General features: G+C 41.9%; 17 protein-coding genes. 9 read left to right on the top strand and 8 right to left on the bottom strand.

Translation table 11 applies throughout. The features are described from left to right. Window positions 1–46: 46 nt before the first annotated feature. A complete protein-coding gene (locus JZO70_RS11640; RefSeq protein ID WP_207673743.1) occupies window positions 47–1,000 on the bottom strand; it encodes a Gfo/Idh/MocA family protein in 954 nt (317 codons plus the stop codon). 191 nt (window positions 1,001–1,191) lie between these two features. Between JZO70_RS11640 and JZO70_RS11645 the strand changes: the two genes are divergently transcribed. The 4 genes from JZO70_RS11645 (at window position 1,192) to JZO70_RS11660 (ending at window position 3,870) form a co-directional block, all read left to right on the top strand. Then, a complete protein-coding gene (locus JZO70_RS11645; RefSeq protein WP_207673744.1) occupies window positions 1,192–1,725 on the top strand; it encodes a hypothetical protein in 534 nt (177 codons plus the stop codon). Window positions 1,726–1,741: 16 nt separating this feature from the next. Continuing rightward, a complete protein-coding gene (locus JZO70_RS11650) occupies window positions 1,742–2,521 on the top strand; it encodes a M15 family metallopeptidase (protein WP_242703906.1) in 780 nt (259 codons plus the stop codon). A 9-nt stretch (window positions 2,522–2,530) separates the two neighbouring features. Continuing rightward, window positions 2,531–3,145 carry a glycoside hydrolase family 73 protein gene (locus JZO70_RS11655; RefSeq protein ID WP_207673745.1) on the top strand — a complete coding sequence of 205 codons (615 nt, stop codon included), beginning with the start codon at window positions 2,531–2,533 and terminating at the stop codon, window positions 3,143–3,145. Between the two features lie 68 nt (window positions 3,146–3,213). After that, window positions 3,214–3,870: a beta/alpha barrel domain-containing protein gene (locus tag JZO70_RS11660; RefSeq protein ID WP_207673995.1), complete on the top strand. Its 657-nt coding sequence runs from the start codon at window positions 3,214–3,216 to the stop codon at window positions 3,868–3,870. Between the two features lie 71 nt (window positions 3,871–3,941). On the opposite strand, the gene JZO70_RS11665 is transcribed toward JZO70_RS11660, so the two are convergent. Beyond that, window positions 3,942–4,679, bottom strand: coding sequence for an HAD family hydrolase (locus JZO70_RS11665; RefSeq protein WP_207673746.1), 738 nt, complete (start codon window positions 4,677–4,679; stop codon window positions 3,942–3,944). 223 nt (window positions 4,680–4,902) lie between these two features. Here JZO70_RS11665 and JZO70_RS11670 point away from each other — a divergent pair, with 223 nt between their 5' ends. Next, window positions 4,903–5,409, top strand: coding sequence for a pyridoxamine 5'-phosphate oxidase family protein (locus JZO70_RS11670; protein ID WP_207673747.1), 507 nt, complete (start codon window positions 4,903–4,905; stop codon window positions 5,407–5,409). Window positions 5,410–5,484: 75 nt separating this feature from the next. On the opposite strand, the gene JZO70_RS11675 is transcribed toward JZO70_RS11670, so the two are convergent. The 3 genes from JZO70_RS11675 to JZO70_RS11685 are packed head-to-tail and all read right to left on the bottom strand — an operon-like array spanning window position 5,485 to window position 7,849. Continuing rightward, complete coding sequence (locus JZO70_RS11675) at window positions 5,485–6,144, bottom strand: DUF2238 domain-containing protein (protein WP_207673748.1); 660 nt, start codon at window positions 6,142–6,144, stop codon at window positions 5,485–5,487. Beyond that, a complete protein-coding gene (locus JZO70_RS11680; RefSeq protein ID WP_207673749.1) occupies window positions 6,145–6,645 on the bottom strand; it encodes a nucleoside 2-deoxyribosyltransferase in 501 nt (166 codons plus the stop codon). Continuing rightward, a complete protein-coding gene (locus JZO70_RS11685) occupies window positions 6,632–7,849 on the bottom strand; it encodes a GNAT family N-acetyltransferase (protein WP_207673750.1) in 1,218 nt (405 codons plus the stop codon). Before JZO70_RS11685 ends, JZO70_RS11680 begins: the two co-directional genes overlap by 14 nt. Window positions 7,850–8,001: 152 nt before the next feature. Between JZO70_RS11685 and lepA the strand changes: the two genes are divergently transcribed. Beyond that, window positions 8,002–9,837 (top strand): translation elongation factor 4, encoded by a 1,836-nt coding sequence (gene lepA, locus JZO70_RS11690; RefSeq protein ID WP_207673751.1) that lies wholly within the window; start codon window positions 8,002–8,004, stop codon window positions 9,835–9,837. A gap of 96 nt (window positions 9,838–9,933) precedes the next feature. On the opposite strand, the gene JZO70_RS11695 is transcribed toward lepA, so the two are convergent. The 3 genes from JZO70_RS11695 to JZO70_RS11705 form a co-directional block, all read right to left on the bottom strand. Further along, window positions 9,934–10,530 carry a DUF5067 domain-containing protein gene (locus JZO70_RS11695; RefSeq protein ID WP_207673752.1) on the bottom strand — a complete coding sequence of 199 codons (597 nt, stop codon included), beginning with the start codon at window positions 10,528–10,530 and terminating at the stop codon, window positions 9,934–9,936. A gap of 80 nt (window positions 10,531–10,610) precedes the next feature. After that, window positions 10,611–11,741 carry a DNA/RNA non-specific endonuclease gene (locus tag JZO70_RS11700; RefSeq protein WP_207673753.1) on the bottom strand — a complete coding sequence of 377 codons (1,131 nt, stop codon included), beginning with the start codon at window positions 11,739–11,741 and terminating at the stop codon, window positions 10,611–10,613. 147 nt (window positions 11,742–11,888) lie between these two features. Beyond that, on the bottom strand, window positions 11,889–12,527 hold the full coding sequence (locus tag JZO70_RS11705) for a pentapeptide repeat-containing protein (protein WP_207673754.1): 639 nt from the start codon (window positions 12,525–12,527) through the stop codon (window positions 11,889–11,891). Between the two features lie 353 nt (window positions 12,528–12,880). Between JZO70_RS11705 and JZO70_RS11710 the strand changes: the two genes are divergently transcribed. The 3 genes from JZO70_RS11710 to JZO70_RS11720 all read left to right on the top strand — a co-directional run bounded on the left by JZO70_RS11710 (window position 12,881) and on the right by JZO70_RS11720 (window position 16,183). Further along, window positions 12,881–13,216 carry a hypothetical protein gene (locus JZO70_RS11710; RefSeq protein WP_207673755.1) on the top strand — a complete coding sequence of 112 codons (336 nt, stop codon included), beginning with the start codon at window positions 12,881–12,883 and terminating at the stop codon, window positions 13,214–13,216. A gap of 146 nt (window positions 13,217–13,362) precedes the next feature. After that, window positions 13,363–14,970, top strand: coding sequence for a hypothetical protein (locus tag JZO70_RS11715; protein WP_207673756.1), 1,608 nt, complete (start codon window positions 13,363–13,365; stop codon window positions 14,968–14,970). 22 nt (window positions 14,971–14,992) lie between these two features. Next, a complete protein-coding gene (locus JZO70_RS11720; protein WP_207673757.1) occupies window positions 14,993–16,183 on the top strand; it encodes a spr1629 family repressor/antitoxin in 1,191 nt (396 codons plus the stop codon). The last annotated feature ends 197 nt before the right edge of the window (window positions 16,184–16,380 follow it).

Consider the following 16,380-nt stretch of genomic DNA (forward strand, 5'->3'; position numbering starts at 1 on the left):
ATATATTACAAAAAAACTACAAAAAAAGACGCTATATAGCAGCGTCTTAAGCATTCCAGGCTTGGGTCATTTGATCCAACAGGTCAATTACGTCCTTGGTGAAGAACAAGGAGTGGTTAGGCATTTCTTTATGAATCATTTTCACCATGTTCTCAATTTCGTAATTCATAGCCTCCATTGAAGCACCGGCTTCGATAAATTCTTTGGTGCCGTCGTTAAAGAAAACTTCGGCTTTGTCAGCACGGGGATAGTCATCCACTGTGATATAGCCGTTTTCAAAAGCGACGATACCCTTTTTCGGCATTTTGGCTTGGAAGGTCAGGCTAATCGAAGCTAGTTCGTTCTTGGCATTTTGCAGAATCGTCACGGATTGTTCGTCCACGCCAGTAGAAAATGGCACCATCGTAGAAGCCACCACCTTAGGCTGTTCAGTCATAAACCAGCGGGCAAAGGAAACAGCATAAGTTCCGATATCTAACAAGGCACCGCCAGCTAATTCTGGATTGAAGAAGCGGTTCTTTGGATCGGGTTCTTTGTAACTGCCAAAGGGTGCTTGAATCATCTTCAATTTGCCCAATTTACCATTGTCCATCAAAGCATGCAGCTCATGATACAAAGGCATGTTGAAAATAGTCATCGCTTCGGCCAGGATTAGGCCCTTTTCTTCAGCTAGTTTCATGGCTTTTTCCAGTTCTTGGCTGCTCATAGTAATGGCTTTCTCGCATAATACGTGTTTTCCGGCATTTAAGGCCTGCAAAATGTGCTGAATATGTTGACGATTTGGTACAGCAACATAGATAATAGAAATAGCCGGATCAGCCAGCATGTCCTCATAGCTGCCATAGGCTTTCGGTAAATCATGAGCTTTGGCAAATTCCTCCGCTTTTTCTTGCGTGCGTGATGCGCAAGCGGTTAATTTACTGGTGGTTTGGTTGAAGCTTTTGGCAAATTCGTGAGCAATATGTCCTAATCCGACAATACCCCATTCAAGTTGTTCCATAATCATTCTCCTTTTTAGCGTGCAGGTGTAGGTACAATGTTATAATAGCTTTGATAGACTCTTAAGACAAGCCGATCGCACCTTTTGATCTGTCTCAAGTATAGCAATAATTCTTAAATTATTTCAATCATTAGGGGAAAGCACTGTCTTTTTCAGCAACTATCAGTAAAATAATAGAGGAGGGATTTACTTTGAATCCAATTTATCTTGATTTAGTGTTAAATACGATTTTAGAGCAATTTCAATCAGAAGAAGATTTTTACCACAACTATTTAGGGATTGAAGAATTTCAATGGCAGCAATGGAAGTCAGGCAGCAGCAATCTTACGCCAGAAATCAACCAAAAAATTAAAAACCTGTTCAGCGACTATGAATGGATGCTGAGCCAAAAGGTGATTCGTCAGACCTTTTTATTCCCAGAAAAACGCCCGACAGCGGTGGCGGAATATCGGGAAATGAAGACGATTGTGGCGCAAAAATGGATTGCCAGCGGATTGGGTACCGTGGAATTGATCCCTTACAAAAATACCAACGACGAAGAAAGACAAGATTATATTGATTTGCGAGTGACGATTGATTATGATAGCTGGGGCTACGATGATATCCTAAGCTTCCGTTTGCCGGCGCAAATTCAAAACCAGATTGAAAGTTCACAAACGCAAACCGCCTTATTGAACTGGGTAAACGAGAACTTAACCGAAACCTACACCACCTTAGAGGATTAACGAGAGGAATTTTTACTTGAAAAAAACAGTTGGACTGCTTTCCATGATTGCGATGTTTGGAATGACTGGCTATTCATTATTTTATAGCAATAAGGACACCGATACGAATGCGGATAAGTTAACCGTGGCTTCTACTTATTCCTTTGAGCAATCTTCGGAGCAAGCGAAAAAGCCGAAAGATTTGCCGGATGCTGATCCAGACTTATGGGATTTAGTACTAGTTGGTCCTAAAAATGAAATCAGTCAAGAAATTGACGAAACCGAGCTGGCTACCTTATCGGACAACAGTCATCAGGTGGACAGTCGGATTGCGGCTGATTACGAAGCCTTCTCAACTGCTGCGACTGAAGCCGGTTATCCGTTAGTGATTATTTCTGCTTATCGCTCCGTGGCTGCCCAGCAGGAAGTGTTCAGCACCAATGTGAACAGCTTAATGAGTAGTGAAGGCTTGTCAGAAGCCGACGCGATTGCGAAAACCAAAGAAACTATTACTGAATCAGGCTACAGCGAACACCATACCGGTTTAGCGGTGGATATCGTTGACCAAGAGTGGTACAACAATTATCCAAGTCAATTATTGGATGCTTCTTACGGCAGTCAGCCGGGGGCACAGTGGATTGCGGAAAATGCACCAGAATACGGATTTATCATTCGCTATCCTGAGAACGAAGAGGATATTACTGGGATTACTTACGAGCCTTGGCACATTCGTTATGTCGGCAGAGAAAACGCTGAGTACATCACGAAAAACAATCTAACTTTAGAGGAATACTTGAAGTTGTTGTCGTCAAATTAAGGAGGCACTATGCCAGTAAGAAAATACAAAAAACGAAAGCGCAAGCTGTCTCTGCCCTATGTCTTTGCGGGGCTGCTGTTAGTCGGCCTTGCTTTCGTTTTTTCTATACATACGTTATCAGAAAATTCAATTGAACAAGCCGCTACCAATGAACAATATACTCATGAAGAGTTTGTCGCTCATCTAGCACCTCATGCCAAAGAACTGCAGCAGGGCTACGGCATTTTGCCTAGTATTATTTTAGGCCAGGCCATTTTAGAATCCAATTGGGGCCAGTCGTCTTTAGCCAGCCAGTACAATAATTTGTTTGGTATCAAGGCTTATGGCAACCAGCCGAAGATCACCTTGGAAACGCAAGAATATGTCAATGAAGCCTGGGTTACGATTCAGGGAGACTTCCGAGTGTACGATTCATGGGAAGCTTCAATGGATGACCACACGTTGCTGTTCGTCAATGGCACCAGCTGGAACCCGGGACTTTATGAGAAAGTTCTAACAGCGGGCAATTATCAAGAAGCCGCCCAAGCCTTGCAGGATGCGGGTTACGCCACCGATCCCACCTATGCGCAAAAGATCATTAACGTGATTGAGACTTATAATTTGTCGCAGTACGATCAACCATAGTAAACTAATCGTACAAGGTGTTGAGAGAGGAGGTCAGTCCTTTGGAGAAAACCAGCGTAAATGAAATTATGACGGAACTGCGCAGCGACATCGTTCGGGTTCCTAAGGTGATTCATCAGGCAACCGGATTAATGATTTTTGGCAAACGAATTCGTTCGATTATCTTTACCACCGATATTGCGATCATTCGCAATACCGATGCCGATGCTGTAATTGCTGTTTATCCATTTACCCCGCATCCAGCCATTACCAAAAGTATTATTGAAGCAGCCGATATTCCGGTATTTTCAGGAGTTGGCGGCGGATTAACCCACGGTCAGCGTTCGGCCTTTATGAGTATTTTTGCGGAAGCGCAAGGCAGTTTAGGTGTGGTAGTCAATGCACCTACGCCAGTTGATACGATTAAAGCCGTCACTGATGTGATTGATATTCCAGTGATTAGTACCGTAACTTCGATCCATTCACAAATTGACGAGAAGCTGGAAGCTGGCGTACAGATTATCAATATCAGCGCGGCAAAAGACACGGTAGATACCGTGAAGTATTTCCGAGAGCGCTATCCTGAATTACCAATTATGGCCACCGGCGGTCCGGATGAAGCGACAATTAAGAAGACGATTGAAGCTGGAGCCAATGCTATCACTTACACACCGCCATCCAATGGCGCGCTGTTTAGTAAGAAGATGGAGAAGTATCGTAAAGAAGAACTTGGCGATGAAAAATAACGCTGAACAACTAAAATAACCTTAGAGAAATGATGACAAACATCGTTTTCTCTAAGGTGTTTTTTGTTATATTAAGCCTTAACCAATAATTCTTCCGTTTGAAGCATTTGCTGGATAGCTGGTAATAATTCCTCAAACGAGGTGATTTCAAGATCATGAAGCGGCAACGTATTTTCAGCTAATTGACGTTGACGGTGGTTAAACCATAAGGCTTGCCAGCCGGCACTTTTTGAACCAACTACATCATTGTCAAAGTTGTCTCCTACGTAAAGGGTCCGTTCATAGTCTAGGTTAAATTGCTGCTCGGCTAGTTGAAAAATCTCTTTGTCGGGTTTCTCGTAACCCGAGGCTTGGGAGATAATAATATGTTCAGGATTGACCCAGTTTAACAAATCTAATTGCATAATTTTTTTGTGCTGATGATCGGTGGGACCATTGGTAATAATCCCTAAAGCAATTCCTTGTTCCTGCAGATAGTCTAACGTTTTGCGAACTTCCTCATGCATCACGATGGCATCCAGTTCTTCCTCGTAGACTTGTTGAAAGGTTAAGGCCTCTTCATCGGTAATTTCCGGGTAATTTAGTTCCTTTAAAGATTGGCAGACCCGGTAATTGCGCATGTAGGTTAAGGTCCAATCGCCAGAAATGACTTTGTTAAAATTCTCGTCGCTATGTACACGGAAGCGAATGTACAGAAAGTGCATATCCTTCATACGCACGTAAGGGAACACCTTTTGAACGGCATTGCGAAACGGCTGCTGCTGATCATAAATTGTATCATCCACATCAAAAATAATTGCATCAAGCAAAATAAAAACACGCCTTTCAGTTTGTTGGAATTTTCACGAATATTTCCATGGCTATTCTAGCTCAAAAAAAGCCGCTTGAAAAGGGGTAAAACCTTGATAAATAAAGGTTTTCTGTACTATATTTGAGGAAGGCTGATTTAACAGTTTTCAGTTTTTTTCACTCTAAAAAAGATTTCTTTTCAATTTCTAATCTTATATAATAAAGAGACAAAGGAGTGAGTTCATGCGCAGAAAGAAAAGACAGGTTACTGATCTGGATCGAATCAAAGCAGTAGTGGAAGAATGTCAGGTGGTTCGCATCGCTTTTAATGGGGCAGAGTATCCGTATATCGTGCCGGTAAACTACGGCTATCAATGGAATGGGGAGCAGCTGGTTCTTTATGTTCACGGGGCAACTGAAGGGGAAAAGATCAGCCGAGTGCAGGCCGACAACAAAGTGGCTATTGAAATGGATCATAAGCATGCCTTAGTGGAAGGCGGCCGAAAAGCAGAGAAGTATTCTTATGCTTATGAAAGTGTGATTGGCTTTGGCGAGGCTGAACTGCTGGAAGACGTAGATGAAAAACGTATGGCCCTGCATGTATTGATGGATCATGCGGCAAAGGGTGTCGAATTTGACGAAATTCCTGAAGGCATGATCAAACGGACCGGGATTATCAAAATTACAGTAGACAAGTATACCATGAAAGAACATGCACCAAAGCATATGGAAAAAGCTGGTGAGGAGTAACTTCATCGGGTTTTTCGGATAATAAAAAGTTCTCATCTGCCCTGGTGATCAGGAAGATGAGAACTTTTTGCTTGTTTATTTTATTTTTCTCAAACGATATTCTTCAAAATGACTTGCCTTGCCTCTGGCTTGAATCGCTGCGTATACGCCCATAATGAGGGCACCGACTGTGTTGGTTAACAGGTCACCCATCGTATCCATCAAGGCTTCTCGGCCAACTAACGGCACACCGCCGGAAGTTGCGTAGCGCTGCAGATTCATATCCGCCACGGTGTCGCAGAGAAATTCCCAGAATTCCCAAAAGACGCCGCATAGTCCGGCGAAAGCAAAACCAAACAGCAGGAACAACCATGGGGAAGTTTTACTGATAGGCGCATCCTTCATAAAGAATCCGATTAGGCCGTAGCCAACAGCGGTTAAGACCATCGGACTCACGGCATGCAGAATTTTATCCCAATAAGAAATGCGGGAAATCATGTGCAGCGAAGTTCCTAGAAAGACCGAAATTACTAGAAAGAACCAGTAAAAATAAACGATTTTCTCAGGAAGCGCCAACTTGAAAAATTTCTGAACCAATTCTGGCAGAAAAATCAAGGCGATACCGGCAATACATTCCACCACAAAGATAATCCCCTGTTGGGTGGAGTATTTACTGATGAGTAGTTCATAGATGTTATAGGCTAAGCAGATCAGGCCGAAAATAACCAGCCCGATTTGCAGCTTACGATAGGTCATTTAATCCCTTCTTTCTAGAAGAGCCTGTTTAATAGCTTCCAGCAAGGCTTCTTCGGTAGCAACCACTTGACCGTTCAGTTTCACCAAGCCAACTGTATACAGGTTCAAATAATGGAACTGGTTTTCTGCTGGTGTGGACAGTGCTTCCAGCTTTTGTGGATTGTCGGCACCTTGCTGACGAGTATCGGAATACAGGGCAATCACCGGAATTCCTTTGGCATAGGCTACACCGATTTCTGAAGCGACGCCGGCATCGATGGTTATTCCATCTAAGACAGCCACCATTAAATCACTTTTCAAAACTTCTTCTGTGTCCGCCAAGGCGACCATTTTACTGTCGGCATAGGCGGATTTATCGTTAATCGCTTCATTTTCCTGGGGTAAATAAACCGTCAGCTCGGTTGAAAGTGCGCGAATTTGCTTGACCAAATGATCGTTGTAGCGCAGATCACTTTGGGCAAACATCGGTCCGGCAAAATAAATATGCTTAGAAATAGTCACTAAAATACGCCTCCATGTCGGGTAATGTTTCTTCTAAAAGTTGAATCGTTTCCTGGTCGGCTTCCAAACGCTCGATTCGCGCCAAGTAAGAAGCACGGCGATAATTCATCAGCATACAAGTCAAGGTTTGAATCGTCAACTTCACTGGGTGACCAATCGGCTCGTTGGAAACCTGCAGCTGACCGTCATCATCCCAGCTTACGCCAAAGATGCCATTGTTCCAGTCGGCTACCGGATCAGTAACTTCAAAATAGAATGGTTCGACCCGTTTGAAGAAAGGATACTCTTTCAAAAATTCTTTTACGTCCACGATCCGGGCCATGAAATATGGCGCAATCGTTTCGGTAATTTCGCTGTCATCCAGCAGGAAGGATAGAGGTTCGTTTTTGTAAATATCCCCCTTCACCCAGTAAATCATGGAAAAGTGAGCGGTGATGAAATTCCACAAGCCATTGCGGGCTTCTTGATTCAAATAGAACATTTCCTTAACATGGAAAATTTCGTCGTAAATCCAGTAGAAGAGCACGCCCTTTGGTTTGCCTTCTTCGTCATAATAGATTGCCGCGATGCGTTCTTCTTCATTTTCAAAGCGCCAATATTCTTCCCAGTTCAGTTCTTTACGAATCATCGCTCCATGATTTTTCAAGGCAAACTCGTCGTAAACCTTGTACACATCGGGATCATCCACGTCTCGGCGTTCAACAATTCCTGGAACGTCCACCTGTTTAGGCAGCTGGGTATCTTTTACTTTGAAGCTTAGTTTATCGGACATAATTTCCCAACCCTTGCGGCGGTAGTAAGGAATGTTGTAAGGATAAAGGTAGGAAATCCATTGCTTATCCTTGCGCATTTCCACCAAAGCCAGCTGGATCAAGTCCTTCATTAAGCCATGGTTGGCATACTCAGGGTAGGTCCCGACACCGGTGACACCGCCCATTTGAAAAATCTTCCCATGAATATTCACCTCACAAGGATAGATGGCGATCTGGGAAATCAAATTGTCGTTATGAAACCAGCCGAAGACCTTCGACAGCTCCAGCACCGGTTTTTTGGCACGAACCATTTCACGTTTATTCTCATAGCCGCTGCTTTCGATGTCCTCTTCCGTCACCTGAAATACATAACTAAGCAGCTCATCATATTGCGCCAGATATTTTTCACTGACCCGTCGCAGCTCCATTTCATTTTTCAACTCATGGTCCATTCTTTCATCTCCAAATTCAGTTTATAGAACAAGTATAGCAAAACCGACTTGATTTTTCTCTTCCCAACGTTGAGAAATGGTAAAAAGCCTTTTTTTATCGTACAATCGTTGGTATAATGAGTGGTGCTGACCAAAAGAAATGAGGAACATTGATGAATATAGAACAAATGCAAGAACGACAAAAGCAAATTCGGAACTTTTCGATTATTGCCCATATCGACCACGGCAAGTCGACCTTGGCTGACCGTATTTTAGAAAAAACCAACACCGTAAGTCTCCGGGAAATGCAGGACCAGTTACTGGATTCAATGGATCTGGAACGGGAACGGGGCATTACGATTAAACTAAATGCTATCGAGCTGCATTATGATGCCAAAGATGGTGAGACTTATACCTTCCATTTGATCGACACCCCAGGGCACGTCGATTTCACCTATGAAGTATCCCGCAGTTTGGCGGCCTGTGAAGGAGCTGTCCTAGTAGTGGATGCGGCTCAAGGGATCGAAGCGCAAACCTTGGCTAACGTATACTTGGCACTAGATAATGATCTGGAAATTTTGCCGGTTATCAACAAAATCGATTTGCCAGCGGCTGATCCAGAACGGGTGCGTAAAGAGATTGAAGACGTGATCGGGATTGATGCAGAGGAAGCAGTGCTAGCCAGTGCCAAAACCGGTATCGGTATCGAAGACATTTTAGAACAAATTGTCGAAAAAGTGCCGGCACCAAGCGGTGATTTAGAAGCCCCTTTGAAGGCCTTGATCTTTGACTCGGTTTACGACAGCTACCGTGGCGTAGTGTTGAACATCCGTGTTATTGACGGCGTGGTTCGTCCTGGCGATAAGATTCAATTAATGAACAACGGCAAAACCTTTGATGTGACGGAAGTGGGCGTGTTCTCACCGAAGGCTATTCAACGGGATTACTTGATGGTAGGCGACGTTGGTTACATCACTGCCAGCATCAAATCGGTTCAGGATACCCAAGTGGGGGATACCGTGACCTTGGCCAACAATCCGACACCGGAAGCTTTGCCAGGCTACCGCAAAATGAATCCGATGGTTTATTGTGGACTGTACCCAATCGATACTTCTCGCTACAATGACCTGCGGGAAGCTTTGGAAAAATTACAGCTGAACGATGCGGCCTTGCAATTTGAACCAGAAACTTCCCAAGCATTAGGCTTTGGTTTCCGCTGTGGCTTCTTAGGTTTGCTGCATATGGATGTGGTACAGGAACGTTTGGAACGGGAATTTAACTTAGAGTTGATCACCACCGCTCCTTCAGTAATTTATCACGTAAACCAAACTGATGGCACGAAGATTGTCGTGGATAATCCGGCTGACTTCCCAGATCCATCAAAAATTCAAACCGTTGAAGAACCGTTTGTTAAAGCCAATATCATGGTTCCAAACGATTACGTTGGAGCAGTGATGGAGCTTTCTCAGCGCAAACGGGGCGAATTTGTCACGATGGATTACTTGGATGACTACCGGGTGAATGTAGTCTACTTTATCCCGCTGTCAGAAATCGTTTTTGATTTCTTTGATAAGCTGAAATCCAGCACCAAAGGCTATGCTTCGTTGGATTATGAACTAGCTGATTATCGCGAAAGCAAGTTGGTTAAGATGGATATCCTGCTGAACGCGGAAAAAGTCGATGCCTTAAGCTTTATTGTGCATAAACAATTCGCCCAAGAACGTGGACGTGCCATCGTAGAAAAACTGAAAACCTTGATCCCTCGTCAACAATTCGAGGTTCCAATCCAAGCAACAGTCGGAACTAAAATCCAAGCTCGGACCGATATTAAAGCCCTGCGTAAAAATGTATTGGCGAAATGTTACGGCGGGGATGTTTCCCGGAAGCGTAAATTGCTGGAGAAACAAAAAGTTGGTAAGAAACGGATGAAACAGATAGGTTCCGTGGAAGTACCACAGGAGGCCTTCATGGCGGTTCTGAAAATGGATGAGGATGAACCGAAGAAATAGCAAGGTTTGTTTGGAAGTTGTGAAAGTTTTCAAGCTTTTCATAGTGAAGTGAATATAGTTTGAGGCGGCGGACTAAAATGTCCACCGCCTCATTTTTTATGCTCCATTATTTTTTGGAGTCAATTCAGTAAGATCAATGACGTATGCATCAAAATCGTCATTGTTGAAATTGTTAATTGTAGGAAATACCTGTACCTCATCGGTGGGATTATCCAACGAATAGGCATTGTAGATTTTCATAGTTTTTCCAGGTTCCAGGTCATCACTTAAAGCGTTTTGTCTTTCGGTCATTATGTTCACAGATTTGGCATCCTGTCCAAAAGCATCAAAACTGCGATAGCCGGAGGTCATTTCCATTGATGAAGCTGCAGTCTGCTGCTTGAAACCAATATCGTATAAAACGTCAAAGGGTCGCAGCGTTTCCTCGGATTTATTGGTAAGCTCGAAGGACACGTACAAGCCTGGCTTTTCAGCCGAGGCGCTTTGAATGATTTCGGTATTGATGATTTTCAATTTGTAGGTCTGTGTTTCCAGTACGCCCGCTTTGAAAGATAGATCGTCCTTCTCCGCTTTTTCCTTGGCCGTTACTGTTTCTAGTTTCTCAGCTGGTGTACCTGTAGTGTCATTATAATTGCCGCATGCGGAGAGGAGCAGGGTAGAAGAGAGCAAAAGTATTATGGTTAATTTTCTCATGTATCTTACTCCCTTCATTTTAATCGTCAGCGCAAGAGGTTTGGCAGTTTTCAGTACACCGATTCAAATTATTATACCATTTATCTAGGTGCGCGATAACCTGCTTGTTCCGCTTCTTCGACGGTTTTGAACCAGGCAGCTGGGTTGGTGGTTCGGTCATAATATTGGCTGCCGGGAATATGATAAATTCCGTTTTTTGATCCTTTGATTAGGCCATTTCCGTTGGCATCGACGTATTCTTGACCGCCGCCAGTGGAAGCAGCGGCTTGTTGCTTGGCGTCTTCTTTTTGCTGAGCGGCGGCGATTTCTTTATCAGTTTTACTGGTTCCGTCGGCATAGTTGATAGTGACACCATCTTGGACGTTGAAAATGTAGACGTTAAAGCTAATGGCGTCACTGCCAATCGACTTGGCCATCATGTGAACGCCGCGAGCCAGCAGTTCGTCACCTCTGAAGACAGGAGTCACTGAGTAGCGCACATAATTTTTTTTGCTTTTTTCAAGATAAGTTTTGATGTCCATTTCGTGCCGCAGCATCTCAGGATTATTCAGCTGGGTAGTTCCGGTAATTAGGTTTTTCCAGTTGTCATTTTCGCCGGAAAGGGTGTAGCCGATTAAGTGAGATCGATTATAGAGATAGCTTTTGCCAAGTTTTTTGCTGTGCCAGCCAGTTGGCTTGACTTTAGAAATGTCGCCGCGTTTTTTTGTGGGCATCAGGCTTTTATTCAGCATGGCCTCAGCGTAGGTGGCGCGGTTCAGATTATCCAAATCCCCGTAATTTTCCCAGGATTTATTGGCTAAGGATAAATCAGCTTTGGTAAAAGTTGGTTTGTTGTTGTTTACCTCGATGGTTTGGGTGCCGCTGTAGTCAAGAGCTGCGAGTTCGGCGTTCTCTTGTTGGACTCGTTCGTTATTGGCAGCTAAGGTTTTTTTCTGAGCCGCCTTGTCAGCCTTGCTTGGTGCCTTGTTCTGTTTGTCCTTTTCAGAAGCTTTCTTTTTGGCAGCAGTGTCTTTTGCGACGTTTTCGGATTTTGTGACGCTTGCTGCATGTACGGGTTCAACAGGCGGTGCCAGTGCGACCCCCGCAAAAATCATAGCGACAGCTATAGAAGTTATAGCAAGTGAATTTTTCTTAGGTGTTTTCGTGGAATATGATCGGATCACACCCACCAGAAAACCAAGAAAACCCACTAAAATCATGATAGTGCTCATTGTGGTAGCTCCCTTAATATAAATTTGGGATGATAATAAATAAAAATCAACCTCCACAAATTATAACTTTAAGAGATGTGGGATTCAAATATTTCGTGATCTAGAAAAATTTTATGAAGACTACCAGTTTCGTGTAAAATATTATCCCTACTCCAGTTTCAGCCTCAAAAACACTTGAGCAAAATATCTTATTTGACGTTCATTGACTGTCAGGCCTCGGATATTTTCCGGTTGAACATCAATAGAGTTGAAGTAACAGGTACTAATGTCGATATTTTTCAGATTGGTGTCCATGAAATTAATGTTGTCGATATCATTTTCAAGGAATTTCGTCTGCTTAAATTGGCATTCCACGAAATCATTGTAGGTCAGCTTGCAATTGCTGAACTCCACCGATTTATGGTTCGTATAGTTAAAGTTCGCCAGGTTCATCATGCAGCCGTTGAAGGAAGTATTGGCCAAGTAGCCATCCTTGAATTTTGTCCCCACAAGCTTGCAGTCGATAAATTGTGTCCGATGGATAATCGCGTGCTGAAAGTCGCAATTGGAAAGGTCACAATTTTTGAAAATCGTGTCGGTAATTTCGATTTTTGGAAAAACGTTTGAGTTTAGTGTCACATTTTCAAAGCTGCAGCCTTCAATCATGGGATGCTCAATTTGCTGATCCTCAATGATTTCTCCTTTAATGAGTTTTGCTTCCAGTAAGAAAAATTCGGAATCATAAATTTCGAAAAAGTTGGCGGCTGTCAGTTGTTCTTGGTTTATTTTTGGCAATAAAATAATCATCACGTCCCTTCTTTTCAAGTATCTTACTCAAAAAGTGAGGAGTGTTCATGAGTGAAAAATGAGAACCAAACAGGTGCTTTTCGACAAGGATAGTTCAGCGTCCTGTCGAAAAGTTCCCAGAATCCTCGAGAGAGACACGAAATGTTGCGTTTTATCATTGAAATCTTATTTTTAGCAAAGAGGGGTATGATGAATATGCTGCTAGAACCTAAGTACTTAAGAGAGTTGAAGTAGCAGATATATCATGCTTGTCTGAATGCTAGGTATAAGAAATTCATTTATCCTTACAATAACTGATTATTATGTAATATAATAAAAATGATAACGCTGTCAAAAAGCGGGAGGTGAGGTAGATGGGAAAATACACTGATGAAGAGATTCGATCAATGCCAAAAGTTACTATTAAGATTGCGGCCGATTATTTAGGTATATCATCAAACATGTTGACGCTAGGGATGAGAAACAATCTTCTACCAATAGGATTTGCATTAAAATCGGAAGAGGGATATCGAGCTAGCTGGACATATACCATAGTGCCAGAAAGACTAATAGCTTATAATCGCGGGAAAATAAACAATGTTCAAGTGGAGAATATTGAGAATGGACTAAACAAAATCATTGAACAGTTTGAAAGTATAAAAAATGATTTGGTTTTTCTATTAAGCGAAAACGAAGACTTGGAGGAATAGACAATTTTTGGTCTCTAATTGAAGAGATGAATCCTGATTTAGCTGAGATTATTATGCCAAAAACTAGCAAGAATAACAGCCCACCAGACGTTTTCGCAGATACAGAATATAATAGTAAAGTTAGCAGAAATGTGGTGAAAAATTCTATGAAGAAAGTGACGAAGCTGGAAACTATTGTCAAGCATACGACAACGAAAAAGGAGCTGTACGATGAGATATGGGATATATCTGCTGCTGGCGTTGCTAGAAAATACGGTATTCCCTATACACAGTTTTTGGCACAAATAAAAGAGGCGTCAATTCCTATCCCGCCCTCAGGTTATTGGGCTAAGTTGAGCAGCGGGAAATCGGTGAATGTAATAGCATTTACTGGGAATCCCGAAGAGACAATTCAATTGGCAGAAAAAATAAAACAAATTTCTTACGAAGAGCAAGCAGAAATACAAGTTGAACCAGAGAGCAGGATAATAGAAGAACAAGTTGAAATAGAGTCTGAGCTCAATCCTGAAATCATTGACACTATTACTCTTGGAAATCAGACTTACAACTATTACGATCGTTCCCAACTATATGAAGAAGTCTGGGATAAGCCAGTCACTGAGGTAGCAAAGAAGTATCATGTATCCGATAACGTTATTCGCAAAGTGTGCAAATCATTGGGCATTCCTACACCTCCTGCCGGCTATTGGACGAAGGTCCGCTCGGGAACAAAAATGAAAAAAACACCATTACCAAAAGGAAACTATTTACCTAGCAAGCATGGGCTTCGCAATAGTCAGTGGATTGAACTAGAAAAAGGCCAAACGATAGAGGAGAAGCTGAACTTTTTAGAAAAGGAAAACTTAATCGCGGTACTTTCTGTTGCTGATCAAATTTTGTTGCCGGATGAAACTGAGAAATTCCATTCCTCAGTTACTAAGCAACGGAAGAGTATAGTCGCTTGGCAAAAGGCTTACGCCAAGAACCTTAAAAAAGGGCGAGGTAAATACAATTTGGATCGTCCACCGATGAATGCAGACAATTTATCCGAAGAAGGAGTACAACGGATGTGTCGCATTCTTGATGCCTTAATAAAAGCACTGGAACCATTTGATTGCCAGCTATTACCGGACCGAGCTTGTTTCCTGATTGATGGTGAACAAGTAGGCTACTCTTTTTCGGAGGCGCAGGATAAAGTTCCTCACGTTCTTACAAAAGAAGAGAATATGGAAATGCTGAGATATGAAGAAGAAAAAAGACTAAGTAGTTATGCTTACAAACCAAGAATTAGGAAGTATGATTATCACTTTAATGGCAAACTTAGTTTTAAATTGTGCAATGAAAGAAGATTTAGAGATTGCAAAGCCTATCAATTAGAAGATAGATTAGGTGAAATGATTATTGCTCTGTACGAAGCTTCTGAATATGTTCGGCAGAGACGGCTGGAGTATGAAGAGGCTCAAAGAAAGAGAGAAGAAGAAGGCCGGCTGCGTGAAGAACGAAAAGACAGATACAATAAGGAAGTTGAACTAACGATTGCTTTGTTAAATGAAGCTGAAGATTTTGAAAAAGCTACCCGTCTTAGAAATTATATTTGTGCGGCTGAACACTCGATGGATAAAGATAAATTTTCCGATGAATGGCTTGCTTGGGCTAAAGGAAAGGCAGATTGGTTGGACCCTACAGTTGCACTAGAGGATGATTGTTTTGGTCGAAGGAATCACCAAAAAGATGAACGTGGGAAACAACTTGAGGAAAAACGGTATTGGTATTGAATAACCAGAAAGATGTGATGATATGTTTTATGGAGAGAAACTAACTAGTTTAAGAGAATTGAACGGGCTCTCCAGGAAAGACTTAGCGGATCAACTGAAAATAACTGAGCAGGCGGTCTGGCAATATGAAACAGATTCCATACTGCCCCGTATAGAAATACTCAATCAATTGCGCAGTTTATTTAATGTTGAAACAAAATATTTCTTTTCGCCAGTTTATCTTTCTGACAAATTTAGTGAAGAAAAGGTAGCTTATCGAGCGGAGGATAGAGAGTCTCGCAAGAAAACAAAGCTTGAACTTACTTTTCTAAATTATGTTTACTATTATATTAACTACTTTGAGCGAAACCTGGTAATTCCTGATGCTAAAATAAAAAGTATTAGACAGAAATGTATCGAAATTGTTCGAGAAAACAAACTAGAGAAAAAAGAGCTGATAAAGACAATCGCAGAATTATCGCGAGCAGAATTAGCTTTGGACAATAACAAAGATTTAATGTATGTGTTAGAAAACAGCGGCATCTATATTGTTGAAAAAAATCTAGGTTCACAAATAGATGCCTACAGCACGGTTACTTCAGACGGCCGCCTATTTATTATTCTAGGAACGTTGAAAAAATCTGCTGTCAGACGTAATTTTGATTTAGCCCATGAATTAGGCCATCTACTCCTTCATTCTGAGGTGGATATGGGTATCTTAACTACAGCTGAGTTAAAAGTGATAGAAAAGGAAGCCCACTTATTCGCCTCGATCTTTTTATTGCCAAAGGAAGAATTTACTAGAGACTTCTTGGAATTAAAAAGGAAATCGAATCCCGATTATTATATTGATCTGAAGAAAAAATACTTGGTTTCGATCTCAGCTTTAGAGATGCGGGCTTATGGACTCGAATTAATGAGCTATCAAGAAAATCGCTATTTTTGGGGGCAGTTAACTAAAAAGGAATACAAATCATTCGAACCTTTGGATGATGAAATTTCACCAGTGAAACCTGGAAAAATCCGTTCGCTTTTTAAGTTTGTACTAGATAAACAGGTGATAGACTTGCCCGTGTTGTTGGATCATTTCAATATACTGCCAGAATTTCTGATCGAGCTCTTTAGTTTAGACAAACACTTTTTTGAGGAGTATTTAGAAACTAAAAAGGACTTTTTCAGCGATACGACGATCATTGATTTAGCGAATCATCGTAAGAAGGCGGAGTTGAGCTAATAGTAAATCGTTCGTCTTATTTGCTGATATTACTTAAAATCAATAACTGCGTAAGAGTACCCTAAGGATTATCAGATCCTTTAGGTACTCTTTTTAGTTGAAGAAACTAGAGAAGCTGTTTATTCAAATTTTTAGACTTACTACTCTAAAGTGGAAACCATACTTCTCTTTGTTCACCCCTGTAGTGAGATAAGACT

The organism is Candidatus Enterococcus moelleringii, assembly GCF_017377575.1.
Classification (GTDB): Bacteria; Bacillota; Bacilli; order Lactobacillales; family Enterococcaceae; genus Enterococcus_A; species Enterococcus_A moelleringii.